The sequence below is a fragment of the Hydrogenophaga sp. FG152 genome (assembly GCF_057809615.1).
The window spans coordinates 17,257-42,832 of sequence record NZ_JBMDKH010000016.1; the positions used below are offsets into that span (position 1 = coordinate 17,257).

General features: G+C 65.6%; 30 protein-coding genes and 1 tRNA gene. 20 read left to right on the forward strand and 11 right to left on the reverse strand.

From position 1 onward, the window contains the following. Genes lipA through ACODTB_RS18535 form a run of 4 tightly spaced genes read right to left on the reverse strand, consistent with a single transcriptional unit; the run spans position 1 to position 2,924 of the window. Positions 1–1,017, reverse strand: coding sequence for a lipoyl synthase (gene lipA / locus ACODTB_RS18520; protein ID WP_291114503.1), 1,017 nt, complete (start codon positions 1,015–1,017; stop codon positions 1–3). A 29-nt stretch (positions 1,018–1,046) separates the two neighbouring features. Beyond that, the gene (gene lipB, locus ACODTB_RS18525) at positions 1,047–1,688 is read right to left on the reverse strand and encodes a lipoyl(octanoyl) transferase LipB (protein ID WP_488929640.1); all 642 of its coding nucleotides are present in this window, start codon (positions 1,686–1,688) and stop codon (positions 1,047–1,049) included. A gap of 47 nt (positions 1,689–1,735) precedes the next feature. Beyond that, entirely contained in the window at positions 1,736–2,020 is a 285-nt protein-coding gene (locus tag ACODTB_RS18530; protein WP_291114497.1) for a DUF493 family protein, read from the reverse strand. Between the two features lie 19 nt (positions 2,021–2,039). Next, positions 2,040–2,924 carry a D-amino acid aminotransferase gene (locus ACODTB_RS18535; RefSeq protein WP_291114494.1) on the reverse strand — a complete coding sequence of 295 codons (885 nt, stop codon included), beginning with the start codon at positions 2,922–2,924 and terminating at the stop codon, positions 2,040–2,042. Positions 2,925–3,074: 150 nt separating this feature from the next. On the opposite strand from ACODTB_RS18535, the gene ACODTB_RS18540 reads away from it, so the two are divergent. The 10 genes from ACODTB_RS18540 to ACODTB_RS18585 all read left to right on the forward strand — a co-directional run bounded on the left by ACODTB_RS18540 (position 3,075) and on the right by ACODTB_RS18585 (position 11,169). Further along, complete coding sequence (locus ACODTB_RS18540; RefSeq protein ID WP_291114491.1) at positions 3,075–3,581, forward strand: ATP synthase subunit I; 507 nt, start codon at positions 3,075–3,077, stop codon at positions 3,579–3,581. A 26-nt stretch (positions 3,582–3,607) separates the two neighbouring features. Beyond that, the gene (gene atpB, locus ACODTB_RS18545) at positions 3,608–4,474 is read left to right on the forward strand and encodes a F0F1 ATP synthase subunit A (RefSeq protein ID WP_291114489.1); all 867 of its coding nucleotides are present in this window, start codon (positions 3,608–3,610) and stop codon (positions 4,472–4,474) included. 76 nt (positions 4,475–4,550) lie between these two features. After that, positions 4,551–4,796 (forward strand): F0F1 ATP synthase subunit C, encoded by a 246-nt coding sequence (gene atpE, locus ACODTB_RS18550; protein ID WP_009519254.1) that lies wholly within the window; start codon positions 4,551–4,553, stop codon positions 4,794–4,796. Positions 4,797–4,921: 125 nt separating this feature from the next. Beyond that, the gene (locus ACODTB_RS18555) at positions 4,922–5,392 is read left to right on the forward strand and encodes a F0F1 ATP synthase subunit B (protein ID WP_291114486.1); all 471 of its coding nucleotides are present in this window, start codon (positions 4,922–4,924) and stop codon (positions 5,390–5,392) included. Between the two features lie 40 nt (positions 5,393–5,432). Further along, a complete protein-coding gene (locus ACODTB_RS18560) occupies positions 5,433–5,963 on the forward strand; it encodes a F0F1 ATP synthase subunit delta (protein ID WP_291114483.1) in 531 nt (176 codons plus the stop codon). 54 nt (positions 5,964–6,017) lie between these two features. After that, the gene (gene atpA / locus ACODTB_RS18565; protein WP_291114480.1) at positions 6,018–7,580 is read left to right on the forward strand and encodes a F0F1 ATP synthase subunit alpha; all 1,563 of its coding nucleotides are present in this window, start codon (positions 6,018–6,020) and stop codon (positions 7,578–7,580) included. Positions 7,581–7,611: 31 nt separating this feature from the next. Then, positions 7,612–8,478, forward strand: a complete 867-nt coding sequence (gene atpG, locus ACODTB_RS18570) for a F0F1 ATP synthase subunit gamma (RefSeq protein ID WP_291114477.1) — start codon at positions 7,612–7,614, stop codon at positions 8,476–8,478. A 44-nt stretch (positions 8,479–8,522) separates the two neighbouring features. Continuing rightward, positions 8,523–9,929, forward strand: a complete 1,407-nt coding sequence (atpD, locus tag ACODTB_RS18575; RefSeq protein ID WP_291114474.1) for a F0F1 ATP synthase subunit beta — start codon at positions 8,523–8,525, stop codon at positions 9,927–9,929. Positions 9,930–10,049: 120 nt separating this feature from the next. Continuing rightward, on the forward strand, positions 10,050–10,466 hold the full coding sequence (locus ACODTB_RS18580) for a F0F1 ATP synthase subunit epsilon (RefSeq protein WP_291114471.1): 417 nt from the start codon (positions 10,050–10,052) through the stop codon (positions 10,464–10,466). A gap of 157 nt (positions 10,467–10,623) precedes the next feature. After that, positions 10,624–11,169 carry a cyclic nucleotide-binding domain-containing protein gene (locus ACODTB_RS18585; protein WP_291114468.1) on the forward strand — a complete coding sequence of 182 codons (546 nt, stop codon included), beginning with the start codon at positions 10,624–10,626 and terminating at the stop codon, positions 11,167–11,169. A gap of 15 nt (positions 11,170–11,184) precedes the next feature. Here the strand turns inward: ACODTB_RS18585 and ACODTB_RS18590 are convergent, their stop codons facing one another. The 3 genes from ACODTB_RS18590 to ACODTB_RS18600 are packed head-to-tail and all read right to left on the reverse strand — an operon-like array spanning position 11,185 to position 13,253. Next, positions 11,185–11,712 carry a TPM domain-containing protein gene (locus ACODTB_RS18590; RefSeq protein WP_291114465.1) on the reverse strand — a complete coding sequence of 176 codons (528 nt, stop codon included), beginning with the start codon at positions 11,710–11,712 and terminating at the stop codon, positions 11,185–11,187. A 12-nt stretch (positions 11,713–11,724) separates the two neighbouring features. Beyond that, positions 11,725–12,648, reverse strand: coding sequence for a TPM domain-containing protein (locus tag ACODTB_RS18595; RefSeq protein WP_291114462.1), 924 nt, complete (start codon positions 12,646–12,648; stop codon positions 11,725–11,727). Then, positions 12,645–13,253, reverse strand: a complete 609-nt coding sequence (locus ACODTB_RS18600; protein WP_291114459.1) for a LemA family protein — start codon at positions 13,251–13,253, stop codon at positions 12,645–12,647. The genes ACODTB_RS18595 and ACODTB_RS18600 overlap by 4 nt, the downstream gene beginning before the upstream one ends. Before the next feature lie 91 nt (positions 13,254–13,344). Here ACODTB_RS18600 and ACODTB_RS18605 point away from each other — a divergent pair, with 91 nt between their 5' ends. The 3 genes from ACODTB_RS18605 to ACODTB_RS18615 are packed head-to-tail and all read left to right on the forward strand — an operon-like array spanning position 13,345 to position 15,316. After that, positions 13,345–13,782, forward strand: coding sequence for a YybH family protein (locus ACODTB_RS18605; protein ID WP_291114456.1), 438 nt, complete (start codon positions 13,345–13,347; stop codon positions 13,780–13,782). Further along, a complete protein-coding gene (locus ACODTB_RS18610) occupies positions 13,779–14,777 on the forward strand; it encodes a YheT family hydrolase (RefSeq protein ID WP_291114453.1) in 999 nt (332 codons plus the stop codon). Before ACODTB_RS18605 ends, ACODTB_RS18610 begins: the two co-directional genes overlap by 4 nt. Positions 14,778–14,788: 11 nt before the next feature. Further along, complete coding sequence (locus ACODTB_RS18615) at positions 14,789–15,316, forward strand: DUF2946 family protein (RefSeq protein ID WP_291114450.1); 528 nt, start codon at positions 14,789–14,791, stop codon at positions 15,314–15,316. Between the two features lie 66 nt (positions 15,317–15,382). Here ACODTB_RS18615 and ACODTB_RS18620 read toward each other — a convergent pair whose 3' ends face one another. Further along, positions 15,383–16,255 carry a c-type cytochrome gene (locus ACODTB_RS18620; RefSeq protein WP_291114447.1) on the reverse strand — a complete coding sequence of 291 codons (873 nt, stop codon included), beginning with the start codon at positions 16,253–16,255 and terminating at the stop codon, positions 15,383–15,385. 143 nt (positions 16,256–16,398) lie between these two features. On the opposite strand from ACODTB_RS18620, the gene ACODTB_RS18625 reads away from it, so the two are divergent. Continuing rightward, positions 16,399–16,474 (forward strand) — tRNA-Arg (locus ACODTB_RS18625). A gap of 236 nt (positions 16,475–16,710) precedes the next feature. Here the strand turns inward: ACODTB_RS18625 and ACODTB_RS18630 are convergent. Then, positions 16,711–17,574 carry a fumarylacetoacetate hydrolase family protein gene (locus ACODTB_RS18630; protein ID WP_291114444.1) on the reverse strand — a complete coding sequence of 288 codons (864 nt, stop codon included), beginning with the start codon at positions 17,572–17,574 and terminating at the stop codon, positions 16,711–16,713. 23 nt (positions 17,575–17,597) lie between these two features. Continuing rightward, the gene (locus tag ACODTB_RS18635) at positions 17,598–18,332 is read right to left on the reverse strand and encodes a GntR family transcriptional regulator (RefSeq protein WP_291114441.1); all 735 of its coding nucleotides are present in this window, start codon (positions 18,330–18,332) and stop codon (positions 17,598–17,600) included. Positions 18,333–18,551: 219 nt separating this feature from the next. Between ACODTB_RS18635 and ACODTB_RS18640 the strand changes: the two genes are divergently transcribed. From ACODTB_RS18640 to hydA, 6 genes are all read left to right on the forward strand, one after another. After that, positions 18,552–19,547, forward strand: coding sequence for a TRAP transporter substrate-binding protein (locus ACODTB_RS18640; RefSeq protein WP_291114437.1), 996 nt, complete (start codon positions 18,552–18,554; stop codon positions 19,545–19,547). Between the two features lie 104 nt (positions 19,548–19,651). After that, entirely contained in the window at positions 19,652–20,095 is a 444-nt protein-coding gene (locus tag ACODTB_RS18645; RefSeq protein ID WP_291114435.1) for a TRAP transporter small permease, read from the forward strand. Next, the gene (locus ACODTB_RS18650) at positions 20,092–21,372 is read left to right on the forward strand and encodes a TRAP transporter large permease (RefSeq protein ID WP_291114432.1); all 1,281 of its coding nucleotides are present in this window, start codon (positions 20,092–20,094) and stop codon (positions 21,370–21,372) included. Before ACODTB_RS18645 ends, ACODTB_RS18650 begins: the two co-directional genes overlap by 4 nt. Before the next feature lie 9 nt (positions 21,373–21,381). Next, positions 21,382–22,773: an amidohydrolase family protein gene (locus ACODTB_RS18655; RefSeq protein WP_291114429.1), complete on the forward strand. Its 1,392-nt coding sequence runs from the start codon at positions 21,382–21,384 to the stop codon at positions 22,771–22,773. Next, positions 22,770–23,516, forward strand: coding sequence for an aspartate/glutamate racemase family protein (locus ACODTB_RS18660; protein ID WP_291114426.1), 747 nt, complete (start codon positions 22,770–22,772; stop codon positions 23,514–23,516). Before ACODTB_RS18655 ends, ACODTB_RS18660 begins: the two co-directional genes overlap by 4 nt. Beyond that, the gene (gene hydA / locus ACODTB_RS18665) at positions 23,513–24,946 is read left to right on the forward strand and encodes a dihydropyrimidinase (RefSeq protein ID WP_291114422.1); all 1,434 of its coding nucleotides are present in this window, start codon (positions 23,513–23,515) and stop codon (positions 24,944–24,946) included. The genes ACODTB_RS18660 and hydA overlap by 4 nt, the downstream gene beginning before the upstream one ends. Positions 24,947–24,962: 16 nt before the next feature. Here hydA and ACODTB_RS18670 read toward each other — a convergent pair whose 3' ends face one another. Then, positions 24,963–25,442 (reverse strand): cupin domain-containing protein, encoded by a 480-nt coding sequence (locus ACODTB_RS18670; RefSeq protein WP_291114419.1) that lies wholly within the window; start codon positions 25,440–25,442, stop codon positions 24,963–24,965. Positions 25,443–25,576 lie beyond the last annotated feature (134 nt).

Below are 25,576 nucleotides of genomic sequence, written 5' to 3' on the forward strand. Positions count from 1 at the left end.
TCACTTCACTTCGGGATTGAGCACGCCATGGGCTTGCTGGTCGGCGTGGTACGAGCTGCGCACCATGGCGCCCACGGCGGCATGCGTGAAGCCCATTTCGTAGGCCTTGGCCTCGAACATCTTGAAGGTGTCAGGGTGCACGTAGCGGCGCACCGGCAGGTGGTGGCCGCTGGGGGCGAGGTACTGGCCGATGGTGAGCATGTCGATGTGGTGCGCGCGCATGTCGCGCATCACCTCGAGGATTTCCTCGTCGGTCTCGCCCAGGCCGACCATGAGGCCGCTCTTGGTCGGCACATGCGGGAACAGCGCCTTGAACTTCTTGAGCAGGTTCAGGCTGAACTGGTAGTCCGAGCCCGGGCGCGCTTCCTTGTACAGGCGCGGCACGGTCTCGAGGTTGTGGTTCATCACATCGGGCGGCGCGGCCTTGAGGATGTCGAGCGCGCGGTCGTCGCGGCCCCGGAAGTCGGGCACCAGCACCTCGATCTGCGTCTGGGGCGAGAGGGCGCGGGTCTTCTCGATGCAGGCGACGAAGTGGCCGGCACCGCCGTCGCGCAGGTCGTCGCGGTCCACGCTGGTGATCACCACGTACTTCAGGTTCAGCTGCGCGATCGTCTTGGCCAGGTTGTCGGGCTCGTTCACATCCAGCGGATCGGGGCGGCCGTGGCCTACGTCGCAGAACGGGCAGCGGCGCGTGCACTTGTCGCCCATGATCATGAAGGTGGCGGTGCCCTTGCCGAAGCACTCGCCGATGTTCGGGCAGCTCGCTTCCTCGCACACCGTCACCAGCTTGTTGGTGCGCAGGATGTCCTTGATCTCGTAGAAGCGGGTGGTCGGGCTGCCGGCCTTGACGCGAATCCACTCGGGCTTCTTCAGCACCTCGGCCGGCACGATCTTGATCGGGATGCGCGCGGTCTTGGCCTGGCTTTTCTGCTTGGCCGTGGCGTCGTAGCTGGCAGCGGGCTGGGCGTCGCGGACGGTGCTGCTGGCGGGGGCCGTGGGGGTGTCGAGGCGGGTCATGGCATGGGCGCGGGTGGCGCGGTTGGGGTTCAGGGGCTCAGGGTGGCGATGAGCTTCTGGCTCAGCACCGCCGCGGCGTCGTCCCAGGAAGCCGCGACCCCGATTGTAGAAAGGTCGACCGTGGGCAGGCCCGCGTAACCGCAGGGGTTGATGCGATCGAAGGGTTGAAGATCCATCGCCACGTTCAGCGCCACACCGTGGTAGGTGCAATGGCGGCTGACCTTGATGCCCAGCGCGGCGATCTTGCCCAGGCCGGTGAAGTCGGGTGGGGGCAGGGGCTCGCCCGGGTTCCGCTTCTGCGGCCGCTGCGGCAGCACGGCGTGGCTGCCGGGGTCGTCCAGCCGTACGTAGATGCCGGGCGCGCCGGCCACGCGGTGGCCGGTCACGCCGAAGGTGGCCAGGGTGCGGATCACCGCCTCTTCCACGCGGTAGACATACTCCTTGACGAAATAGCCCGCGCGCTGCAGGTCGACCAGCGGGTAGGCCACCACCTGGCCCGGCCCGTGGTAGGTCACCTGGCCGCCGCGGTTGGTCGACACCACCGGGATGTCGCCCGGGGCCAGCAGGTGGTCTTCGCGACCCGCCAGGCCCTGGGTGAAGACGGGCGTGTGCTCGCAGACCCAGAGCTCGTCGGGCGTGTCGGCCGTGCGCGCTGCAGTGAACGCCTGCATCGCCTCGTAGGTGGGCGCGTGGTCCACCCGGCCCAGTGTGCGAATGATCACAGCACGACTTTGACCATCGGGTGCGTGGTCAGCGTGCGGTAGAGCTCGTCGAGCTGCTCGCGGCTGGTCACGTGCACCGTGAGCGTGAGGCCCAGGTAGTTGCCGGCCTTGCTCGGGCGCTGCTCGATCGTGCTCTCGTCGAAGTCGGGATCGAAGGCGCGTGCCACATGCGTCATGGCGGTGGCAAAGCCCTCGACGTTGGCGCCCATCACCTTGATGGGGAAGTCGCTCGGGTAGGTGATGAGCGATTGTTCGGGGGGGATGTCGGGCGGTAGTTCCATCGGTCCGGTGTCCAGTTCTTCAAATCGATTGCGTGGCCACCGCGCGCTGGTAGCCCGCATAGAGGCTCGCGCACACGGGGCCAGGCTGGCCCCGCTGGGCGCCATGGCCCACCGGCACGCCGTCCAGCGTGGTGATGGACAGCACTTCCTTGGTGGCCGAAGAGAGCAGCAGCTCGTCGGCCGACAGCACCTCCGCGCGCGTGACGCGGCGAAGCTCATGCCGCAGGCCTTGCTGCCGGCAGAGTTCCTCGACGAGCCCGAAGCGGATGCCTTCGAGCACCAGGTTGTCCTTGGGCGGGCCCATGACCACGCCATCCTTGACCACCCACACGTTGCTGGAGGCGCCTTCGCTCAGGAAGCCGTCGCGGAACATCACCACCTCCACCGCGCCCGCATCGGCGGCGATCTGACGCGCCATCACCGAACCCAGCAGGCTGGTGGCCTTGATGTGGGCCTTGCGCCAGCGAAAGTCGTCGGCCGTGACGCAGGCCACGCCGTGGGCGCGTTGCTCCGGGGTGGCCAGCTTCATCGGGTTGGCCATCGCGAACACCGTGGGCTTGAGGCCGGGCGGCATCACGTGGTCGCGCGGGGCCACGCCGCGGGTGATCTGTATATAGACGAGCTGGTTGTGTACGCCGCGGGTCTGCTGGTCGGCGATCAGGCGCCGCGCGATGCCCAGCCATTCGTCGGGCGAAAACGGGTTGGGAATGCGCAGTTCGCGCAGCGAGCGCTCCAGGCGCGCCATGTGCTCTGCGAAGCGGAACACGCGGCCGCCATAGGCGGGAAGCACCTCGTAGATGCCGTCGCCAAAGATGAAGCCGCGGTCGAGCACACTCACGCGGGCCTCTCGCAGCGGACCGTAGTCCCCATCCAGAAAGCACAGTGAGTCGGGCAGGTCGGTCATGGCGGGATTATCGGCCGCGCCCTCGGGGCGCGTGGCGGGCACGGTTATCCCGTCCGCCGAATATTGACGGAGGGCTGGGGTTTCTACGTATAATGAGCGGCTTTGCAACCCAGGCGCTTTGTCGTCTGTTTGTCACGCGCGAGGTCGAACATGACGCAAGGCCATTCGATCCCGCCCGGGTGGGCAGACCAGGAAGATGGGGAGCAGGAATCCGATTTCAAGCCATTGACGCGTGAAGAAGCGCAGCAGTGGCGGGTTGGCCAGCCAGTGTTCTCGCTCTGGCGGCTGGTGATGGTGCAGTGGCTGGTGGGGCTGGCGGCGAGCATCGTGGGTGGACTGCTGTGGCAGTCGTCCTCGGTGGCGTGGTCGGTTCTGTATGGCGCGGCGGCGGTGGCAATTCCTTCGGCCCTCATGGCCTACGGGTTGACCTCCAGTGCAATGTCCCGTGTGTGGGCGGCGCACGCCAATGCGGCATTTGCCGGCTTCCTGCTGTGGGAGGGCGTCAAGATCCTGTTGGCGGTGGTCATGTTGGCTGCGGCCCCCTGGGTGGTCTCTCCCCTGAATTGGTTCGGCCTTCTGGCCGGGCTTGTGTTGGTTCTCAAGGTCTATTGGTTTGGATACCTCATCCAGACCAGGCGATCAAATGCAAACGGTTGACTCTCCGGCTCATCGGACACACGAACATGGCTGCTGAAGGCACTTTGACCCCGGGCGAATACATCCGCCACCACCTCGTCCACCTGACGAACCACAAGCAGGAATCCATCGTCGATTTCTCTGTGATCAACCTTGACTCCGTCGTGGTGAGCGCGCTGCTGGGTCTGCTCACGGTGTTCGTGCTCTGGCGTGCCGCCCGCGTGGCCACGGCCGGCGTGCCGGGCCGTTTCCAGGCCGCCGTCGAGATGCTGGTGGAAATGGTCGATTCGCAGGCCAAATCCGTCATCCACAACGCCCAGAGCCGCAAGCTCGTCGCCCCCCTGGCGTTGACGGTGTTCGTCTGGATCTTCATGATGAACTTCATGGACATGATCCCGGTGGACCTGATCCCCCAGATCTGGCACAGCGCCGGCCCGGCCATGGGCTTCAAGGACTACCTGCGCGTCGTGCCCACCGCCGACCTGTCGACCACCCTGGGTCTGTCGGTGTCGGTGCTGCTGATGTGCCTGTTCTACAACATCAAGATCAAGGGGCTGGGCGGCTGGGCGCACGAGCTCGTGAGCGCGCCTTTCGGCACCAGCAAGAACCCGGTCTGGGCCTTGCTGCTGGGCATCGTCAACTTCCTGATGCAGATGATCGAGTTCGTCGCCAAGACGGTCTCCCACGGCATGCGGCTGTTCGGCAACATGTTCGCCGGCGAGCTGGTGTTCATGCTGATCGCGCTGCTGGGCGCCTACGCCACCCTGTCGCTGGGCGGTTCGCTCTTCTTCATTGGTCACCTGATCGCTGGCACGGTGTGGACCTTGTTCCACATTCTGGTCATCACCTTGCAAGCGTTCATCTTCATGATGCTGGCCCTGATCTATCTGGGGCAGGCGCATGACGCGCACTGACGCGGCTCTCTAGGTCGCATTCGGTTTCTCTCGTTTCTTTCCTTTCTCAACAAACTTCCACTTCATAGGAGTCATCATGGAAAACGTTCTGGGTCTTGTCGCACTGGCTTGCGGTCTCATCGTCGGTCTGGGCGCCATCGGCGCATCCATCGGCATCGCGCTGATGGGCGGCAAATTCCTCGAATCGTCGGCCCGTCAGCCCGAGCTGATGAACGACCTGCAGACCAAGATGTTCATTCTGGCCGGTCTGATCGACGCTGCCTTCCTGATCGGCGTGGCCATCGCCCTGCTGTTCGCTTTCGCGAACCCGTTCACGCTGTAATTCGGCTCGCTGCCCCGCGCGGGCTGGTGTTGCGGTGACGGCCTTTCATCCCGTCGCCACCATCCGCCACCCGCGTCGGCAGTCGGTGCGTCACCCCTCTTGTCAACACACAGAAAGGCGTTGCGATGAACATCAATGCAACCCTCTTTGCGCAGGCCATCGTCTTCGCGATTCTGGTGTGGTTCACGATGAAATTCGTGTGGCCACCCATCGCCAAGGCGCTCGATGAGCGTGCGTTGAAGATTTCCGAAGGCCTGGCTGCTTCCGAAAAAGCCAAGACCGAACTGGCCGTGGCCAACAAGCGGGTGGAAGAAGAGTTGAGCAAATCGCGCAACGAATCCGCCACCCGCCTGGCCGACGCCGAGCGACGTGCCCAGACCGTGATCGAAGAAGCCAAGGCGCGCGCCACCGAAGAGGCTTCGAAGATCGTGGCGGCCGCCCGCCAGGACGCCGAGCAGCAGGTCGTCAAGGCCCGCGAAGCCCTGCGCGAGCAGGTGGCTGCCTTGGCCGTCAAGGGTGCCGAGCAGATCCTCAAGCGCGAAATCAATGCCGGCGTTCACGCCGAATTGCTGGGTCGCCTGAAGGCCGAGCTCTGATCCGAGCCTGACGCCACCGACCGGCATTCAAAGGACCACCATGGCAGAAATCGCCACCATTGCCCGCCCCTATGCGGAAGCGCTGTTCAAGGCCGCAGGCCCTGACGCGGCTGGCGCCGCGGCCTGGCTCGACGAGCTGGCTGCCCTGGCCGCCAATGAACAGCTGCGTCAGTTCGCCGACAGCCCCAAGACCGAACCTGATCAGGTGCTTTCGCTCATGACCGGCCTGCTCAAGAGCAGCCTGCCCGCCATTGGCCAGAACTTCCTGCGCACCGTGATCGAGAACGGCCGCATCGAAGCCCTGCCCGAGATCGCCGCCCAGTTCCGCGCACTGAAGAACGCGCAGCTGGGGGCGTACGACGCGGTGGTCCACAGCGCCTTCGAGGTGGACAGCGCCACGCTGGCCGAGCTCTCCGGGGTGCTGGAAAAGCGCTTTGGACGCAAGCTCAACCTCCAGGTGAAGCTGCAGCCCGATCTGATCGGCGGCATTCGCGTCGTGGTGGGCGACGAGGTGCTCGACACCTCGGTCAAAGCCCGCCTGGAACAAATGAAGATTGCCCTGACGGCCTGACGGCTGTTTTTCCGGGCGCGCCTGCACACCATTTAACGAAAGAAGGAAAGAGTCATGCAACTCAATCCCGCCGAAATCTCCGAACTGATCAAGTCCCGCATCGAGGGTCTGGGCGCATCCAGTGATGTGCGCAACCAGGGCACTGTGGTCTCGGTCACCGACGGTATCGTCCGTGTCCACGGCCTGTCCGACGTGATGCAGGGCGAAATGCTGGAATTCCCGGCCAACAAGGAGGGCGTGCCTTCCTTCGGTCTGGCACTGAACCTCGAGCGCGACTCCGTCGGCGCCGTGATTCTGGGCGAGTACGAGCACATCTCCGAAGGCGACACCGTGAAGTGCACGGGCCGCATCCTGGAAGTGCCGGTCGGTCCCGAGCTCGTTGGCCGCGTGGTCAACGCCCTGGGCCAGCCCATCGACGGCAAGGGCCCGGTCAACGCCAAGATGACCGACGTGATCGAGAAGGTCGCGCCGGGCGTGATCGCCCGCAAATCGGTGGATCAGCCGGTGCAGACCGGCCTGAAGTCGATCGACTCCATGGTGCCCGTTGGCCGTGGCCAGCGCGAGCTGATCATCGGTGACCGCCAGACCGGCAAGACCGCCGTGGCGATCGACGCGATCATCAACCAGAAGGGTCAGAACATGACCTGCGTCTACGTTGCGATCGGTCAGAAGGCCTCGTCGATCAAGAACGTGGTGCGTGCCCTGGAGCAGGCTGGCGCGATGGACTACACCATCGTCGTGGCCGCTTCGGCTTCCGAATCCGCTGCCATGCAGTACCTGTCGGCTTACTCCGGCTGCACCATGGGCGAGTACTTCCGCGACCGTGGCCAGGACGCGCTGATCGTCTATGACGATCTGTCCAAGCAGGCCGTGGCCTACCGCCAGGTCTCGCTGCTGCTGCGCCGCCCGCCAGGCCGCGAAGCCTATCCCGGCGACGTGTTCTACCTCCACAGCCGTCTGCTCGAACGCGCAGCCCGCGTGAACGCCGACTACGTCGAAGCCTTCACCAAGGGTGAAGTCAAGGGCAAGACCGGTTCGCTGACCGCACTGCCCATCATCGAAACGCAGGCCGGCGACGTGTCCGCTTTCGTGCCGACCAACGTGATCTCGATCACCGACGGCCAGATCTTCCTGGAAACCAGCCTGTTCAACGCCGGTATTCGCCCCGCCATCAACGCTGGTATCTCGGTGTCGCGCGTCGGTGGTGCTGCCCAGACGGACCTGATCAAGAAGCAGTCCGGCGGTATCCGTACCGACCTGGCCCAGTACCGTGAACTGGCTGCGTTCGCGCAGTTCGCTTCCGACCTGGACGAAGCCACCCGCAAGCAGCTCGACCGCGGTGCCCGCGTGACCGAACTGCTGAAGCAGGCCCAATACGCGCCGCTGTCCATCAGTTTGATGGCCGCCTCGCTGTTCGCTGTGAACAAGGGCTACCTGGACGACATCGACGTCAAGAAGGTGCTGTCGTTCGAAGCCGGCCTGCATGCTTTCCTGAAGGACAAGCACGCCGCCCTGCTGCAGAAGATGGAAGCCGGCAAGGCGCTGGACAAGGACAAAGAAGCCGAAGCCCAGCTCGCCGCTGCGGTTGCCGATTTCAAGAAGACCGGCACGTACTGATCCGCCCCCATTGACCAGCTAAGGAGCCCCAATGGCAGCAGGTAAGGAAATACGCGGCAAGATCAAATCGGTGGAGAACACCAAGAAGATCACCAAAGCCATGGAAATGGTCGCCGCCTCCAAGATGCGCAAGGCGCAGGAGCGCATGCGCTCCGCGCGTCCCTACGCCGAAAAGGTGCGCCAGATCGCTGGCAACCTGAGCCGGGCCAACCCGGAGTACACGCACCCGTTCATGCAGACCAACGACGCCAAGACCGCCGGTTTTGTCGTGGTCACGACCGACAAGGGTCTGTGCGGCGGTCTCAACACCAACGTGTTGCGCGCGGTGACGACCCAGCTCAAGGAACTGCAGGCCCAGGGCGTGAGCGCCGAGGCCGTGGCCATTGGCAACAAGGGCCTGGGCTTCCTCAATCGCATCGGTGCCAAGGTGGTGTCCAGCGTGACCGGGCTGGGCGACACGCCTCACCTGGAAAAGCTGATCGGCCCCGTCAAGGTGCTGCTCGATGCGTACACCGAAGGTCGCATCAACGCGGTCTACCTGTCGTACACCAAGTTCATCAACACGATGAAGCAGGAATCGGTGATCGAGCAACTGCTGCCGCTCAATGCAGGCACCTTGCAAGACAACGCCGGTGGCCGCGACTGGGACTACATCTACGAACCCGATGCAGCCACCGTCATCGACGAACTGCTGCTGCGCTACGTGGAAGCCCAGGTGTACCAGGCGGTTGCCGAGAACATGGCGTCCGAGCAATCCGCCCGCATGGTGGCCATGAAGGCCGCCACCGACAACGCCGGCAGCGTCATCGGTGAACTCAAGCTGGTCTACAACAAGACCCGTCAGGCCGCGATCACGAAAGAACTTTCGGAAATCGTCGCCGGTGCCGCCGCGGTCTGAAGCAGCCGCCCAACCGAATCCAGAGAAAACAGAAGGTATCCATCATGTCTCAAGTACAAGGCAAGATCGTCCAGTGCATCGGCGCCGTCGTGGACGTGGAATTTCCGCGCAACCAGATGCCGCGCGTTTACGACGCGCTGAAAATGGAAGGCTCCACCCTGACGCTGGAAGTCCAGCAGCAGCTGGGCGACGGCGTGGTGCGCACCATTGCGCTGGGCTCGTCCGACGGCCTGCGCCGCGGCATGGTGGTGACCAACACCTCCAACCCCATCATGGTCCCGGTCGGCAAGGCCACCCTGGGCCGCATCATGGACGTGCTGGGCGCGCCCATCGACGAGCGCGGCCCGGTTGACCAGGCCCTGACGGCTTCGATCCACCGCAAGGCCCCCGCCTACGACGAACTGTCCCCCTCGCAGGAACTGCTGGAAACCGGCATCAAGGTGATCGACCTGGTCTGCCCGTTCGCCAAGGGCGGCAAGGTGGGTCTGTTCGGTGGCGCCGGTGTGGGCAAGACTGTGAACATGATGGAACTCATCAACAACATCGCCAAGGCCCACAGTGGTCTGTCGGTGTTCGCTGGTGTGGGTGAGCGCACCCGCGAAGGCAACGACTTCTATCACGAGATGGCCGACTCCGGCGTCGTGAACCTCGAGAAGCTCGAAGACTCGAAAGTGGCCATGGTCTACGGCCAGATGAACGAGCCGCCGGGCAACCGTCTGCGCGTGGCCCTGACCGGCCTGACCATCGCCGAGTCGTTCCGCGACGAAGGCCGTGACGTGCTGTTCTTCGTGGACAACATCTACCGCTACACCCTGGCCGGTACCGAAGTGTCCGCCCTGCTGGGCCGCATGCCTTCCGCCGTGGGCTACCAGCCGACGCTGGCCGAAGAAATGGGCCGCCTGCAAGAGCGCATCACCTCCACCAAGGTCGGCTCGATCACCTCCATCCAGGCCGTGTACGTGCCTGCCGATGACTTGACCGACCCGTCGCCCGCCACCACCTTCGCCCACTTGGACTCCACCGTGGTGCTGAGCCGTGACATCGCCGCGTTGGGCATCTACCCCGCTGTGGACCCGCTGGATTCCACCAGCCGCCAGCTCGATCCGCTGGTGGTGGGCCAGGACCACTACGAAACCGCTCGCGCCGTGCAAGGCACGCTGCAGCGCTACAAGGAACTGCGCGACATCATCGCCATCCTGGGCATGGACGAACTGGCGCCGGAAGACAAGCTGGCCGTGGCCCGCGCCCGCAAGATCCAGCGTTTCCTGTCGCAGCCCTTCCACGTGGCTGAAGTGTTCACCGGCTCGCCCGGCAAGTACGTGCCGCTGGCCGAAACCATCCGTGGTTTCAAGATGATCACCGCCGGTGAATGCGACCACCTGCCCGAGCAGTCGTTCTACATGGTCGGCACCATCGACGAAGCCTTCGAAAAGGCCAAAAAAGTCGCGTAAAGCGGCGTACTCGGGCGCCCGGCGTTGTTGGTGTGCTCGATGTGCTACAGCACATCTCCGCGCACCGCCTAGCCGGACACCCGATTACTTGCTTTCCGTCGACTTTTCAAAGGAGTACATATGAGCACCATCCGCGTCGATGTGGTCAGCGCCGAAGAATCCATCTTCTCCGGCGAAGCCAAGTTCGTGGCGCTGCCGGGCGAGGCCGGTGAGCTGGGCATCCTGCCCGGCCACATTCCGCTGATCACCCGCATCAAGCCCGGCGCCGTGCGCATCGAGAAGGCCGATGGCGGTGAAGAATTCGTGTTTGTGGCCGGTGGCATTCTGGAAGTGCAACCGCACCACATCACTGTGTTGTCCGACACCGCGATCCGTGGCCACGACCTTGATGAGGCCAAGGCGACCGAAGCGCGCCGGCAGGCCGAAGAGGCCGTCAAGAACGCCAAGAGCGATCTCGATCTGGCCAAGGCCACGTCGGAACTCGCGGTCATGGCCGCGCAGATCGCCGCCCTGCGCAAATACCGCCAAAAGAAATAAGCGACGACTTCGTGTCGTTTATCAAGGAAGGACCGGCCTCGTGCCGGTCTTTTTGTTGGCTTTTGCGGCGAGCGGTGTGACAGTCCGCATACCATCTCGGACAAGACAGAACACGTTGGGAGCATCGCCGATGTCATCCATTTTTGAGAGCCCCGACATGGCCCCGGAAGAGGTGGCAGCCCGTTTGCTGGTCACCTCGTCGGCGCTGGCCGACCTCACCCTGAGCGATGCGCTGAAAGTGGTGGGCTACATGCGGCCCAAGCTCATCAAGGCGGGTGCGGTCATCATCCAGGAGGGGGAGGTCAAGCAGACCGACTACATGCTGCTGGTGCTGGAAGGCGACATCGCGGTCGAGAACGAGTTGCCCGGCCTGCATGAGAGCATGGTGGTGAACATCATGGGCCCCGGCCACCTGATCGGTGAAATGGGCGTGCTCGATGGCGCGCCGCGCTCGGCCACCTGCACCGCCAACACCGACATCGCGGCGGCCGTGCTCTCGCGCACGGCCTTGATGCGCCTGCTCAAGGACGACCCGAGGTTGGGCGCCCGCCTGCTGCTGGCGATCTCCAAGCGCATGGCCGATCGTCTGCGCGAGACCACGCGCAAACTCAAGACTTTTGCCCAGATGAACAAGGCGCTGCAGCAGGAGCTGAATGTGGCGCTCAACAACGGCCGCACCGCGCAGGACAAGCGGCGCGGCTGAATCCGCCGGCGCGCGTCAGCGGCGCACGACGCCGTCGGCCAGCTCGTTGCGCCGGGTGGCGCCGGCGTCGGCCGGGAAATTCAGCACCAGCAGGGCGGACACTTCTTCCAGGGCCTGCGTGAGCCCATCCTCGAAAGCCCCCTCGCGCAGGCGCGCACCCAGACGGTCCACGATGGCCTGCCATTCGGTCGGCGCGACGCGTTGTGCCAACGCCCGGTCCGCCACGAACTCGATGGCGTGCTCGGCCAGCAGCAGGTAGATCAGCACACCGTTGTTGTGCTCGGTGTCCCAGATGCGCAGGCGGCCGAACCAGGTCAGCGCGCGCTCGCGCACCACGGTGGACAGCGGGGTGCTGGCATTGATGCGCCAGAGGTAGCTCAGGGGCAGGGCGGCCTCGACGCACAACCGCACCTCGCCGCTGTGCCGGCCCTCGCTGGCGGCCACGCGCCGCGCCAGGCGCTCGGCCATGTCGTCGGGCACCGCGCGCGCGGTGTCCGAGGCGTCCAGCCAACGGTGCTTCAGGATGCGGGTGAGTTTGTTCATGGCCTGTTCCCCTCACCAGCCGCCGGAAGCGCCGCCGCCGCCGAAATTGCCGCCACCGCCCGAGCTGAAACCACCACCGCCAAAACCTCCTCCGCGTCCTCCACCCCCACCTCCGAAGCCGCCACCGCCCCAGCCGCCGCCACGCCCGCCGCGGCCGGAGCCTCCCGAAGTGGGTGCCGGCAGGAATTGCAGGAACAGCGCGGCCAGCATGCCGAGCAGGCCGGCGCCGATGGCCACCCAGACCACGGCGGTCAGCATCCAGGCCAGGCCACCGGCGCCAATGCCCGTGAACACCGTGCCCAGCTTGTTGCCGAAGATGCCGCGCAGCACGGCCGAGAACATGGGCACGGCAAAGACCAGGAACACCAGCACCTCCATGCCGTCGAAATCGTCGAGGCCGGCGCCATCGCGTGTGGCCTGTTCCGCGGGCAGGGGCAAATTCTCACCCCGGATGCGGGCCAGGATCTGATCGACACCGGCCTCGATGCCGGCGGCGTAGTTGCCGATGCGGAACGCGGGCGTCACCGCGCCGTCGATGATGCGCTTGGCCATCAGGTCGGGAATCGCGCCTTCCAGCGCCTTCGCGGTGGCGATGCGCAGGCGCCGGTCGTCCTTGGCGATCACGAACAGCACGCCGTCGCCCACATCGCGCCGGCCGATCTTCCAGGCGTCGCCCAGGCGCTGTGAGTAATCGGCGATGTCTTCGGGTGCGGTGGTGGCCACCATCACCACCACCACCTGCGAGCCGTTCGTCTTTTCAAAGGCCGCGAGCTTGGCCTCGATGGCGGCGAGGCTCGCCACATCGAGCGTGCCCGTCTGGTCGATCACGCGCGCGCGCAATTCTGGGATGGGCTGCAGGCCTTGCGCCAGCACCCAGGTGGGGAAGAACCAAAGCCCCAGGGTGGCCAACAGCCACCGGGCCAGGCGCAGCGTCATGGCTTCTTGAAGTCCACCGTGGGCGGTGTCGAGATCGCGGCCTCGTTGGCGACCTGGAAGTTGGTCTTGGGGCCGTAGCCGAAGACCATCGCGGTGAGGTTGGTGGGGAAGCTGCGCGCGAGCACGTTGTACTCCTGCACGGTCTGGATGTAGCGGTTGCGCGCCACGGTGATGCGGTTCTCGGTGCCTTCGAGCTGCACACGCAGGTCGCTGAAGCCCTGGTTGGCCTTGAGGTTGGGGTACTGCTCCACCACCACCATCAGGCGGCTGAGCGCGCTGCCCAGTTCGCCTTGCGCGGCCTGGAACTGTTGCATCGCGGCCGGGTTGTTCAGCGTCTCGGGCGTGACCTGGATCGACGTGGCCTTGGCCCGGGCCTCGATCACGCGGGTGAGCGTTTCCTGCTCGAAGTTGGCCTCGCCCTTGACGGTGGCGACGATGTTGGGGATCAGGTCGGCTCGGCGCTGGTACTGGTTGAGCACCTCCGACCAGGCCGACTGGCTCTGCTCGTCCAGGCGCTGGAAGTCGTTGTACCCGCAGCCCGTGAGGCTGGTGGCGAGCAACAGGGCGGCGGCCCAGGTGGACAGGCGTCGAATGGATGTGCGCATAAAACCTCCGCTGGATGAGATCAGGTCGATCAGCGGGAATATACCCGGGGGTGCCCCCGGGCAGCCGGGCACTGGCGGCAAAATAGCCCCCATGCGAAAACCCAAACTGCCCCCCGGTTCGGCGGACGACACGGAGGCGGCCTTCTACGACGCGCTGCAACACGCCGACATCGAGCGCCTCATGGCCTGCTGGGCGGACGAGGACGACATCGTGTGTGTGCATCCGGGGGGGCCTCGGCTCGTGGGGCACGCCGCGGTGCGCGCCGCGTTCGAGACCATGTTCGCCAGTGGCAGCGTGCAAGCCCAGCCCGAGAAGGTGCGCCGGCTCGATGCCGGTGGCTGCAGCGTGCACAGCGTGGTCGAGCGCGTGGCCGTGATGACGGACGATGGCATGCAACACGCCTGGGTGGTGGCCACCAACGTCTATGCCAAGACCGCCCAAGGCTGGCGCATGGTCGCGCACCACGCCAGCCCCGGCTCACGCACCGAGCCGCTCGAGGCGTTCACCACCCAGCCGGTGCTGCATTGAAGTCCGACCGCTTTTCCTACCGTGCGCCGTGGTGGTTGCCGGGAGGCAACCCGCAGACGGTGTGGGCCGCGCTGGCCAGCCGCCGCCATTTCGGACCGCCGCCGCGCTGGAAGCGCAGCCGATGGAAGACGCCCGATGGCGACTTCATCGATGTGGACCAGGCCTTGCACAGCAGCGCGCCGGAGGCACCCCTGCTGGTGCTGTTCCATGGGCTGGAGGGTTCTTCCGCGAGCCAGTACGCCGTGGCCTTCGCCGATTTCGCCGCCGCCCACGGCGTGGCCTATGCGGTACCCCACTTCCGGGGATGCTCGGGCGAACTCAACCAGGCGCCACGCGCCTACCACTCGGGTGACTTCCAGGAGATCGACTGGATCCTGCGCCGTTTTGCCGCAGAACACCCGGGCCGGCCACTGATTGCCGTGGGCGTGTCGCTGGGTGGCAATGCCCTGATGCGCTGGGCCGGTGAGATGGGCTCGGAAGCGACCTCCTGCGTGCGCGCCATTGCATCGGTGTGTTCCCCGCTGGACCTGGCTGCGGGCGGCGACGCCATCGGGCGCGGCTTCAACCGCGTGGTCTACACCCGCATGTTCATGCGCTCCATGGTGCCCAAGGCGCTCGGCAAGCTGGAGCAGCACCCGGGCTTGTTCGACCGGCAGAAGCTGCTGGCCGCGCGCGACCTCTACGAGTTCGACAACCTCTTCACCGCGCCCCTGCACGGCTTCAAGGACACGGCCGACTACTGGGCGCGCGCCTCGGCCAAGCCGGTGCTTCAAAGCATCCGCGTACCCGCGCTCGCGCTCAATGCGCGCAACGACCCCTTCGTGCCCGCCGAGTCCCTGCCGACCCAGCAGGACGCGGGCCATCACGTCACCCTGTGGCAACCCGAGCAGGGCGGCCATGTGGGCTTTCCGGTTTCGCACGGACCCCTTGGCCTTCCCGGGCATGTGCGCGCGATGCCCGAGGCCGTGGGAAACTGGCTGCTCGCCCATCTTTGAGGAGCCTCGCCATGGACGACATCGTCAAGGCCGCGATGGCCAAGTGGCCCAATGTGCCGCACTGTTACGGCTGGCTGGGCCTGGATGCCCGCGGCAACTGGTACATGCGCGACGACCGCACGCAGGCGCAAGGGCCTTTCCCCGCCAGCAAGGGCTCGCTGCTCAAGCACGACAAGCTCATCGAGTTCATCCACCGCAACTACGCGGCCGACGCGCAAGGCCAGTGGTACTTCCAGAACGGGCCGCAGCGCGTGTACGTCGAACTCGAAGCCACGCCGTGGATCTGGCGCCTGCAGCCCGAGGGTGGTGTGTCGTCCCACACCGGCCTGCCGGCGCGGGTGCAGGAGAGTCTGCTGGACGAATGGGGCCGGCTGTACCTGGTGACCAATCTGGGTGTCGGGCTGGTGCACAGCGCCGACATGAACCTCGCCGCCGACGCGGTCGAAGCTGGCCGCTGGCGCCCGGCCGAGGTGCTTGCCGATGCGCTGCCGGCGCGGTTCGGTTTCATTCCCCATCCCCAGGCGCTACAAGCAGCCTGAGGGCGGCCGCGCGCGGGCACAAAAAAGCCGGCACGGGGCCGGCTTTTGGGCGGAAGGGGACGTGCCTTACTTCACTGCGTTCAGCATGTACTGCACGGCGGCCTTGATGTCCGCCTCTGCGGCGGCGCCTGCACCACCCTTGGGAGGCATCGCACCCTTGCCCTTGATGACCGTGGCGGTCAGGGTGTCCAGGCCAGCGCCCACGCGGGGTGCCCAGGCGGCCTTGTCGCCGAACTTCGGTGCACCGGCCACGCCGGCCACGTGGCACACGGCGCAAGCCTGCTTGTACAGGGCCTCACCGGCGCCAGCGGCCACGGTGGCCGAGGCGGCAGGTGCCGGCGCAGCGGCAGCGGCAGCAGGGGCCGCAGCAGCCACGGCAGGAGCGGGGGCAGGCGCTGCAGCGGCTGGCGCAGCGGCCGCAGGGGCTGCTGCAGCTGCGGGTGCCGGTGCCTGGGGCTCGGGGAACTTGCCGCCAGCGGCGTTGGCCAGGTGCACCACGGCGCGGCCGATCTCGGCGTCGCGGAACGCGCCGCCGCCTTGCGCGCCCATGGCGCCCTTGCCTTTGAGGGCAGAGGTCAGCAGGGCTTCATAGCCGGTGGCGATGCGGGGACCCCAGGCGGCGGCGTCGCCGAACTTGGGTGCGCCGGCCAAGCCAGCGGCATGGCAGGCCGCGCATTGGGCGGTGTACACCGACTCGCCGGAAGCCAGCGGACGGTTGGCGTCGCGCAGCTCCACCGTGCCCACGCGCTGGATGCGCTGGGCAACGGCCTGCTCCATGTCCACCGCGCCGGCCGCCGGCTTGTTGGCCGAGACCACGTAGTACACGAGGCCGATGATGATGAAAATGGGCGCGACGAACGCAAAGAAGGCCGTCCACATCAACTGGGTTGGCGTCTTGATGGGACCGGTATGGTGTTCTTCGTGCGCGTGGTCGCTCATGATGTCCTCAGGGGTGGCGAAGCAAGGCCTGTGTGGGTGTGGGGCGTGCCCGTGTCAGGCCGGGCAAACAGCCTTGGATTATAGCCAAGCCCCCTTGGCACCCGCCGGGCGCCGCCCCCTCGGCTGATAGAATCGCTGGCGTTGCGGCTGTAGCTCAGTGGATAGAGTATTGGCCTCCGAAGCCAAGGGTCGTGGGTTCGATCCCCGCCAGCCGCACCAACCACGTACAAGCCCTTGAGTTGCCTCAAGGGCTTTGTCGTTTCCGGGCAGGCTCTTTTCGAGGGTTGCTCACAGCTGCTGTGCCCAAGGGTGTGGACAACCCGTGGGACAACTGCCGCAGGCCGCGGCCCGCATGGCGGTGTGAGCGATGCTCAAAAAAAGGGCATGGCCCGCTCTCGAGTGCAGGGCAATGTCGAGGTGTGCGGGTCGGCCACGTACCCGCAGTGTGAGCTTGCTCAGGCCTCAGCCTTGATGGGATTGACCAGCGTTCCGATGCCTTCGATTTCCACCTCGCACACATCGCCGGGCCGCATCCAGACCGGTGGTTGACGCACAAAACCCACGCCGGCAGGTGTGCCGGTGATGATCATGTCGCCCGGGTGCAATCCGATGCCCTCGGAGCAGGCCGATACCAGTGCGGCCACATCGAAGATCATGTCGCGGGTATTGCCGTCCTGCAGCAGCTGGCCGTTGAGCCGGCACTGGACATTCAAGCCCCTGGCGCCCGGCGGCAGCTCGTCGGCCGTGACGAACTCGGGGCCGAAGCCACCGCTGGCGTCGAAGTTCTTGCCCCACAACCACTGGTGGGAGCGCGCCTGGTAGTCGCGCACGGTGCCGTCATTGAAGATGGAATAGCCCGCGACGTGTTCGAGCGCGCGGTCCCGAGGGATGTTCCGGCCCGCCTGACCTATCACGACCACCAGCTCCGCCTCGTAGTCGAACTGGGTGGACAGTTGGGATCGGACCATCGCCTGCCCGTGTGCGACCCAGGAGGAGGGAAAGCGCTGGAAGATCACGGGGTGGGACGGAGGCGGGGCGCCGATTTCCCTGGCATGGTCGCTGTAGTTCAGACCGATGCCGAACGCCTTCGACGGGTTGAGCAGCGGAGGCAGCCAGGTGATCCGATCGAGCGGGATGCGGTGGCGGGGCTTGCCCGCGATCGTGGCCCGGACCCGGTCCAGGCCGCCGTTCCCGAGAAGCAGCAGTGCATCGAGCGTTGACGGGTGTCCCTCGGCCGTGAGGTGGATGACCGTGTCACCGTCCCGGGCGCCCAGGGCGGGGCGGCCAACGGCGTCGTCCATGAAAGCCAGCAATCGCATCGGGAAGTCCTTTTCGGCAGGGGTTAGTTCGGTGCGGCGGTGGCCAGTGACTGGATGTAGGCGGTCCCCGTTTTCAGGACATGTCGAAAGAGGATTTCGCCGGCGAAGCGCGCGTCGCGCAATTCCATGGCCGACATCACGAGCTCATGTTCCTTGACCGATTCTTCCCAGCGCCCATCGGTCGTGATCGCGACAAAGCGCGGGCGCCGGGCGCGTGTCATCAGGTCGGCATGGGTGCGGCTGAGTTGCGGGTTGTCCGCCATCGCGATGATGGTTTCGTGGATGCGGTGGTTGAGTTCGAAATAGCGGTCGCGGTCCTGTTCGGCGTAGCGCTGCAGCATTTCGTCGTGCAGCGCGCGCAATTTCACCAACGCAGGCACCGAGGCCTGAAGTGTCACGGTCTCCACTGCCAGCCGCTCCAGTGCCGCAATCACGGCGAACAGGTTGACGATTTCGTCGGTCGAAGGCGTGGTCACGCGCGACCCCCGGTTGGGCAGCAGCTCGACCAGCCCCTCGGCCGCCAGCACCTTCAAGGCCTCCCGAATGGGCGTGCGTGACACACCCAGAACCTCGCAGAGCTCCATTTCATTGATGCGTTCGCCCGAGGCCAGATCACCGTGGACGATCATGTCCCGGATGCGGTCGCAGGTGTCGGCGTGCACACCGTGTCGCCGTCGTCGGTCCTCGGCACCTGGCGGTTCTTGCGCGCCTTGTGCCGAGCCGGCGCTTTCGGCTTGCTGTGCCATCGGTTTGTCCATCGCGCCTCCAATTTGCATGCAGATCCCAGATCCAAAAGTTCTTTTTGCATTATATAGGTGCATGTTTTCCAAGCTTTCCCGAAAAAATGCACCAATACAGGGCGTAAATGAGTTGTTGACAGCGGTTTCCGAAAAAAGATAATTCACTTCAGCGAAATTTGCATTACCAGTGCCTTCGCGACCGTGAAATCCATCCGCCTGCCCATCTTAGGAGTTGCCATGAAGTTTCGCCGATCCCTTCTTCTCCCGGCCATTGCGGCCCTGGCCTTCGCGGGCCTTCACGCCCCTTCGATGGCCCAGCAGCGGCTTCGCGTGGCGGGCAACTTCCCAGCGGACCACACGGCGACCAAAGTGATGGAGATTTTCAAGAAAGAGGTCGAGGCTCGCACGCAGGGAGAGTTGCAGATCGACCTGTTTCCGAACATGCAGCTCGGCGGGGCGTCCGAGAACGTTGACCAGGTGCGCTCGGGGACGGTCTTTGCGATCGTGACCTCGATTGCCTATTTCACCCGCATCGTGCCGGAGTACGAGGCGGTCAGCCTGCCTTTCCTCTTCAGCTCGCGCGAAGCGGCTTTCCGGGTCATGGACGGGCCGGTGGGCAAGCTGTTTGACGAACGCATGGCTCAGAAGGGCTTTGTCAGCCTGGGTTATGGCGAGCTGGGCTTTCGCCATGTGACGAACAACGTGCGGCCCATCACGTCGTCCGCCGACTTCAAGGGACTGAAGATCCGGCTTCAGCCCAACGAGGTGCATCTGGATACCTTCCGGGCACTCGGCGCCAACCCGGTGGCCATGGACGTGAAGGAGGTCTACTCGGCCATGCAGCAGGGCGTGCTCGACGGCCATGAGAATCCTTACAACATCATCGCCAGTCGCCGCTTCAACGAAGTTCAAAAGCACTTGTCTGACACCGGGCACTTCTACGATTTCATCAACGCGGCCGCCAACAAGCGCCTGTTCGAGCGCCTGAAGAAGCCGCACCAGGATGCGGTGATGGCCGGCATGAAGGAGGCCATGGTCTGGCAGCGCGCCGAGGCGGCCAAGCAGGACGAGGGCTGGCGTCAGCAACTGGTGAAGGCCGGCATGACCTTCACCCCGATCACGCCGCAAGGCCGTGCCGATTTCCGCCGCAGCACCGCCAGCGTGGTGGAGTCGCTCAAGAAGCGCATTGATCCGAAGCTGATCGATGCGGTTGTGAGTGAGGCCACGAAGTGACGCAGGGGCTGAACCCCTCGGAGGCGGCACCGCCTTCTGACGATCGGCTGCCTTCGATCTGGCCGGCTCTGCGGCGCTGGGTCGAAGCTTTTGACAAGGCATCGATGGTTGTGATCGTCGTGGCCATGGCCGCGATGACGCTGATGGTGAGTCTGCAGGTGTTCTGGCGCTATGTGCTGGGTTCATCCATCGACTCGGCCGACGAGGTCTCGCGCCTGTTCTTCGTCTGGGTCATCTTTCTGGCGATCCCGCATGGCATCAAGTACGCCGTGCACGTGGGGATTGACCTGTTGATCATGAACCTGTCCCCCAGGAACAAGGACCGGCTGTTCCGGCTCGTGAGCGTGGCCAGCGCGGTCCTGATGGCGGCGATCTTCTACGCCGCCTGGGTCGCCACCCTGGACAAGTGGCAAGAGCTCATGCCGACCTTGCCGATCTCCGCCGGCATCTATTACGTCGCCGTGCTCATCTGCGCGGCCCACTCGTTCGTCCACCTCGTGTTGCACGCGTGGCTGGGTTCCCGCATCTGGGAAGGGAGGTTGTCATGACATTGCTCGTGATCTGTGTCTTCTGCCTGCTCGCGTTCGCAGGTATGCCGCTGGCGTTCGCGCTGGGCTTCGCCTCGCTTGCCGCGCTCTATGCCGCCGACTTCGAACTGGTGATGTTGTCCCAGCGCATGCTGCATGCGGTGGACAACTTCCCTCTGATGGCGATCCCCTTGTTCATGCTCGCTGGCGAACTCATGGTCAAGGCGGGCATGATGGAGCGCCTGGTGACCTTTGCCAACAGCCTGGTTGGCCGGGTGCACGGCGGGCTGGCGCATGTGACCATCATCGCCGGCACGATCCTGGCTTCGGTCAGCGGCGCGGCGGTGGCCTCGGCGAGTGCGCTGGGCAGCGCCTTGGTGCCCTCCTTGCGCAAGCACTACCCGGACAGCTTCAACTGCGCGGTGATCGCATCGGCGGCCAACCTGGGGCCGGTGATCCCACCGTCCAATGCCATGATCGTCTATGCCCTGATGGCCGGTTCTTCGGTCTCGGTCGGTGGCCTATTCATGGCCGGCATCGTGCCCGGCGTGCTGCTCGCGCTGGGCTTCATCGGCATCGCCAGTTTCATCTCCTGGAAGCGCAAGTACCCCCCGACGGGCGAGGCCTTCAACGCCCGCAACGCCTGGGTGCAGTTCCGCAAGGCGCACATCATTCTGTTCATGCCGATCATCGTGGTGGGCGGCATCATCGGAGGGGTGTTCACGGCCACCGAGGGCGCTGCGATTGCCGTGGTGTATTCGGCGCTGGTCGGTCTGTTGATCACCCGCAAGCTGAGCTTCGCCGATCTGCCCGGCTGCCTGTTCCGCGCGGCGGTCACGGCGTCGATGGTGGGCGCGCTGATCGCGCTGGCCGCCACCGTCACCTTCCTGCTCACGATCGACATGGTGCCGCAGCAGATGGCCGACTTTGTCAAGGCCATGACGTCGGACCCGATGGTGTTCGTGCTGCTCACCATGCTGCTGCTGGTGGTGGTCGGCATGTTCCTGGAGTCGAACGCGGCCTACATCATGCTGGTTCCCCTGTTTGTGCCGATTGCGGATGCCTTCGGTCTGGATCCGCTGTGGTTTGGCTTCCTGTTCATGTTCAACCTGGTGATCGGCATGATGACGCCCCCGGTGGGGGTGCTGTTCTTTGTGATGAGCGGCATCACCCGCGTTCCGATGGGGGCGATCATCAGGGAATCCATGCCCTTCGTGGCTTTCCAGTTTGCCGTCCTGCTGCTGTGCGTGGCCTTCCCGTCCATCGTCACGGCCCTGCCGCGCGCGCTTGGTTTCTAGGTGGTCGCCATGACACAAGAGGCTTCGACCCCTGCGACATCAGATCCGCTGGATCTGCTGATCACCGGTGCCACCGTGGTGCACACGCGCCCGCAGCTGGAGGTGATCGACAACGCGGTGATCGGCATTGCCGGCGCGCGCATCGCCTTTGTGGCTGGCGCCGGTGATGCACCCCGCGTGAGCGCGCGCCGCACCATCGATCTGCGCGGGCACATGGTGTTGCCCGGTTTCATCAATGTGCACACCCACACCATCCTGACCATGGTGCGCGGCGTGGCCGAGGACATGGGCTTCGCGCCCGCCTATACCCCGGGTGTGCCGCACGGCCATGAGGTGACGCCTGACGAGGCGGTTGCGCTGGCCCGGCTGGGTGCACTGGAGGCGCTGATGTTCGGCTCCACGGTCATCAACGACAGCTACGTGCACGCGGACCTCACCTTGCCGGCCATGGCCGGCGTGGGGCTGCGCGCCTATGCCTGTGGCCGCATCCATGATGTGGATTTCTCGCGGGTGCACCTGGGCGAGTGGCGCCACGATGACGCGATCGGGGAGCGCACGCTCGCGGAGGCGATGGCGCTGCACGAACGATGGCAGGGTGGGCCTGACGGACGCACGGGCGTGCACCTCACCCCGCACGCGCCGGACACCTGCTCGCGGGCGCTGCTGCGGCGGGTGGCAGACCACCGCGAGCGCCATGGGGGCGTGGTGACCACGCATCTCTCGCAAAGCCGCATGGAGAACCAGCGCGTGCAGGAGCGCGACGGGTGCTCGCCCTGTGAGCTGCTGGATGAGACCGGTTTGCTCGGTCCCGCGCTGATCGCCGCGCACGGCATGTACATGAGTGAGGCCGACATGCGGCGAGCTGGCGCGGCGGGCATGAGCCTCGCGCACGTGCCCAAGGGCAATGCGACGGGCGGTCGCATCGCGCCCACGCGGACCATGCAGGACGCCGGTATCCGCCTGGCGCTGGCCACGGACAACATGCACGCGGACATGATCGAGGTCATGCGCTGGGCGCTGAACCTCGGCCGCATCCAGACCGGTGGCATCGACGACGGCTGGCAGCCTGCGGACATGTTGCGCATGGCGACCTACAACGGGGCGCACGCGATGGGTCTCGGCGAGCACATGGGCAGTCTGGAAGCCGGCAAGCTGGCCGATATGGTGTGCGTGGACATGCGCCGGCCGCACCTCGTGCCCTGCATCAACCCGCTGGGCAACCTCGTGCACACCGGTCAGGGCCGCGACGTGGCCCTGGTGATCGTGCACGGCGAGGTCGTCGTCGAAGGCGGTCGCGCCCTGCGCGTTGACCAGGACAGCATCTTGGCCGACGCCCAGCAGGCGGCGGCTGCACTTTGGCAGCGGGCTCGCGCACAAGTCGAGCCTCGGAGAACCGCTTGAAAATTCTCGTCATCAATCCCAACATCTCCCTCAGCGTGACTGAGCTGATTCGCAATGAGGCGCAGCGCGCGGCCTTGCCGGATACGCGGATCACCATGGCCACCGCGCCTTTCGGTGTGGCCTATATCGAAACCCCTGGCGAGGCCGCCGTGGGTGCCTATGCCTCTTTGCAGCTTCTGGCGCAGCAACAGGCCGAGCACGACGTGGCCGTGATCGCCGCTTTCGGCGACCCGGGTGTGGCCGCTGCCAAGGAGCTGCTGGACATCCCGGTGGTTGGCCTGACCGAATCCGCTGTGGCCGCCGCCTTCCTGCTCGGGGGGCGCTTCGCCATCGTGGGCATCTCGCAGCGCATCGGCGCCTGGTACGTGCAAACCGTGGATCAATTGGGTTTGTCCTCACGCATGATCGGTTACCGCGGTCTCCAGCAGGGTTTTGCCAGCGTGGGCACGGTTCAACAGGAGGCGCGCGACGTGCTGCGCGAGATGTGTCTGGCTTGCGTGGAGCAGGACGGAGCGGACAGCATCATCCTGGCGGGCGCGCCGTTGGCCGGGCTGGCGCGCGAGATCGCCGACGACGTGCCTGTGCCGCTGATCGATGGGGTGGGCAGCGCGATCCGCATGGCCGAGGCCCTGGGGCGCGGCGCCTACACGCCCCGTCGCAGCGGTGCGCTGTCGCCCCCACCGCCCAAGGCGCATCAGGGTCTGGAGGGTGGGCTGGCCACGCTGATCGGGCGGCAGCCATGAATGCCGCCTTCGATCTCGTGATCCGCAATGCCCGTGTGGCGACCGCATCGGATTGCTTCGAGAGCGACATTGGCATTCGCGATGGGGTGATCCAGCAACTTGGCCGGCAGCTTGCCGGTGGTGCCCGCGAGATCGATGCGCTGGGGCGGGTGGTCACGCCGGGTGGGGTTGATGCCCACTGCCATCTCGATCAGCCCATGGCCCCGCCCGTGCGCATGGCCGACGATTTCGATACCGGCACACGCGCCGCGGCCTGTGGAGGCACGACCACCGTCATTCCTTTTGCGGCCCAGGTGAAAGGCCAGTCCTTGCGTGCCGCGGTGGACGACTACCACCTGCGCGCACAGGGAAAGTCGCATCTCGATCACGCTTTCCATCTGATCGTGAGCGATCCCACGCCCGACGTGCTCGCGCGGGAACTGCCCGCGCTGATCCGGGAGGGATACACGTCGTTCAAGATCTACATGACGTATGACGACCTCAAGCTCAACGACGGCCAGATCCTGGATGTGCTCGAAGTCGCGCGGCGACACGATGCGATGGCCATGATTCATGCGGAAAACGCCGATTGCATCGCCTGGCTGACCCGTCGCCTTGAGGCCGCAGGTCGCACCGCACCCCGCTTCCATGCGCACGCGCGGCCGATGCTGGTGGAGCGCGAAGCCACGCACCGCGCCATCGCGTTGGCCGAGCTGATCGATGTGCCGATCCTGGTCGTTCACGTGTCGGGGCGCGAGGCCGTGGAGCAGATCCGCTGGGCCCGTTCGCAAGGCCTGAAGGTGTTCGCGGAGACCTGTCCGCAGTACCTGTTCCTCACCGCCGAGGACCTGGGCATCGACGACAGCTACAAGGGTGCGCGCTGCGTGTGCAGCCCGCCGCCACGCGACAAGCAGAACCAGCAGGTGATCTGGGACGGCTTGGCCGACGGCCTGTTCACGGTGTTTTCGTCCGATCACGCACCGTTTCGCTTTGACGGTACCGAGGGCAAGAAGCCGGGAGGAGAGGAGGTCCCGTTCCAGCACATTCCCAACGGGATTCCCGGCATCGAGACCCGCATGCCGCTGCTGTACTCGGAAGGGGTGCTGGGCGGGCGCATCACGCTGCAGCGCTTCGTCGAACTCACGGCCACCAATCCCGCCAAGGCCTATGGCTTGCATCCTCGCAAGGGCACGATCGCCATCGGCAGCGACGCCGACCTGGTGATCTGGGACGAAGGCGAACGCACGGTGCGCAACACGGAACTGCACCATGCCGTGGACTACACCCCCTACGAAGGCATGGCTTTGCGCGCCTGGCCAGGTACCACGCTGGCGGGGGGCGAGGTGGTGTGGGATGGCCGGAACTTCCACCCCCGGCAAGGCAAGGGCCGGTACCTGCGGCGAGGCCGGCCCAGCCTGTTGCCACAGGCACCCCGCTCGGCAACACCTTAGTGGTCGTGGCGGGCGCCTAGTACGGCCGCCCGTCCTTGTGCGTGAAGGCCCAGCGGCCGTCGACCTGCACGGCCTGCAGGTCGTCCTCCGGGTAGCTGACCTCGTCGCCCTCGCTGCGGTCACCCACCTCCAGGTATTGCACCTCCTGGTCGGTTTCGTTGGCCAGCCGGTGGCCATTGCCGCTGCCGGCCGGAAAACCCGCGCACATGCCCGGCGACAAGGGCGTGGCGCCCTCGTCGGTGTACAGCGTCGGGTGCCCGGCCAGGATGTAGACGAACTCGTCCTGCCGGCTGTGGGCATGGCGCAGCGCCGACACCGCTTTCGGCGGCAGGGTCGTGAGGTTGACCCCGAAGTGGGACAGGCTGAAAAGGTCGCCCAGCGGACGTTTGATGCGCCCGGCCATGCGGGAGGCAAAGGGCTCGGGGTAGTTCGACGGACGGCTGCGGGCTGGTGCGTCGGCGGCCACCAGGGCCGGGGTTTTCGGGGTGTCAGGCATGGTCGGGATTGTGGGCGGTCGAGAAAAAGCGGGCAAGAGCCGGCCCTGATCGGGGCTTCGCTGGCGCGGGGGCGACTCAAGATCGGGGCCAATCCGCCGATGCCCTGGGTACCGAGCCCCTATCCCTCCAGAAA

What these genes read in the sequence shown, in the direction of transcription:
- lipA (WP_291114503.1), bottom strand. Translation starts at nt 1,017, where the DNA reads ATGACCCGCCTCGACACCCCCACGGCCCCCGCCAGCAGCACCGTCCGC.
- lipB (WP_488929640.1), bottom strand. Translation starts at nt 1,688, where the DNA reads ATGCAGGCGTTCACTGCAGCGCGCACGGCCGACACGCCCGACGAGCTC.
- ACODTB_RS18530 (WP_291114497.1), bottom strand. Translation starts at nt 2,020, where the DNA reads ATGGAACTACCGCCCGACATCCCCCCCGAACAATCGCTCATCACCTAC.
- ACODTB_RS18535 (WP_291114494.1), bottom strand. Translation starts at nt 2,924, where the DNA reads ATGACCGACCTGCCCGACTCACTGTGCTTTCTGGATGGGGACTACGGT.
- ACODTB_RS18540 (WP_291114491.1), top strand. Translation starts at nt 3,075, where the DNA reads ATGACGCAAGGCCATTCGATCCCGCCCGGGTGGGCAGACCAGGAAGAT.
- atpB (WP_291114489.1), top strand. Translation starts at nt 3,608, where the DNA reads ATGGCTGCTGAAGGCACTTTGACCCCGGGCGAATACATCCGCCACCAC.
- atpE (WP_009519254.1), top strand. Translation starts at nt 4,551, where the DNA reads ATGGAAAACGTTCTGGGTCTTGTCGCACTGGCTTGCGGTCTCATCGTC.
- ACODTB_RS18555 (WP_291114486.1), top strand. Translation starts at nt 4,922, where the DNA reads ATGAACATCAATGCAACCCTCTTTGCGCAGGCCATCGTCTTCGCGATT.
- ACODTB_RS18560 (WP_291114483.1), top strand. Translation starts at nt 5,433, where the DNA reads ATGGCAGAAATCGCCACCATTGCCCGCCCCTATGCGGAAGCGCTGTTC.
- atpA (WP_291114480.1), top strand. Translation starts at nt 6,018, where the DNA reads ATGCAACTCAATCCCGCCGAAATCTCCGAACTGATCAAGTCCCGCATC.
- atpG (WP_291114477.1), top strand. Translation starts at nt 7,612, where the DNA reads ATGGCAGCAGGTAAGGAAATACGCGGCAAGATCAAATCGGTGGAGAAC.
- atpD (WP_291114474.1), top strand. Translation starts at nt 8,523, where the DNA reads ATGTCTCAAGTACAAGGCAAGATCGTCCAGTGCATCGGCGCCGTCGTG.
- ACODTB_RS18580 (WP_291114471.1), top strand. Translation starts at nt 10,050, where the DNA reads ATGAGCACCATCCGCGTCGATGTGGTCAGCGCCGAAGAATCCATCTTC.
- ACODTB_RS18585 (WP_291114468.1), top strand. Translation starts at nt 10,624, where the DNA reads ATGGCCCCGGAAGAGGTGGCAGCCCGTTTGCTGGTCACCTCGTCGGCG.
- ACODTB_RS18590 (WP_291114465.1), bottom strand. Translation starts at nt 11,712, where the DNA reads ATGAACAAACTCACCCGCATCCTGAAGCACCGTTGGCTGGACGCCTCG.
- ACODTB_RS18595 (WP_291114462.1), bottom strand. Translation starts at nt 12,648, where the DNA reads ATGACGCTGCGCCTGGCCCGGTGGCTGTTGGCCACCCTGGGGCTTTGG.
- ACODTB_RS18600 (WP_291114459.1), bottom strand. Translation starts at nt 13,253, where the DNA reads ATGCGCACATCCATTCGACGCCTGTCCACCTGGGCCGCCGCCCTGTTG.
- ACODTB_RS18605 (WP_291114456.1), top strand. Translation starts at nt 13,345, where the DNA reads ATGCGAAAACCCAAACTGCCCCCCGGTTCGGCGGACGACACGGAGGCG.
- ACODTB_RS18615 (WP_291114450.1), top strand. Translation starts at nt 14,789, where the DNA reads ATGGACGACATCGTCAAGGCCGCGATGGCCAAGTGGCCCAATGTGCCG.
- ACODTB_RS18620 (WP_291114447.1), bottom strand. Translation starts at nt 16,255, where the DNA reads ATGAGCGACCACGCGCACGAAGAACACCATACCGGTCCCATCAAGACG.
- ACODTB_RS18630 (WP_291114444.1), bottom strand. Translation starts at nt 17,574, where the DNA reads ATGCGATTGCTGGCTTTCATGGACGACGCCGTTGGCCGCCCCGCCCTG.
- ACODTB_RS18635 (WP_291114441.1), bottom strand. Translation starts at nt 18,332, where the DNA reads ATGGACAAACCGATGGCACAGCAAGCCGAAAGCGCCGGCTCGGCACAA.
- ACODTB_RS18640 (WP_291114437.1), top strand. Translation starts at nt 18,552, where the DNA reads ATGAAGTTTCGCCGATCCCTTCTTCTCCCGGCCATTGCGGCCCTGGCC.
- ACODTB_RS18645 (WP_291114435.1), top strand. Translation starts at nt 19,652, where the DNA reads ATGGTTGTGATCGTCGTGGCCATGGCCGCGATGACGCTGATGGTGAGT.
- ACODTB_RS18650 (WP_291114432.1), top strand. Translation starts at nt 20,092, where the DNA reads ATGACATTGCTCGTGATCTGTGTCTTCTGCCTGCTCGCGTTCGCAGGT.
- ACODTB_RS18655 (WP_291114429.1), top strand. Translation starts at nt 21,382, where the DNA reads ATGACACAAGAGGCTTCGACCCCTGCGACATCAGATCCGCTGGATCTG.
- hydA (WP_291114422.1), top strand. Translation starts at nt 23,513, where the DNA reads ATGAATGCCGCCTTCGATCTCGTGATCCGCAATGCCCGTGTGGCGACC.
- ACODTB_RS18670 (WP_291114419.1), bottom strand. Translation starts at nt 25,442, where the DNA reads ATGCCTGACACCCCGAAAACCCCGGCCCTGGTGGCCGCCGACGCACCA.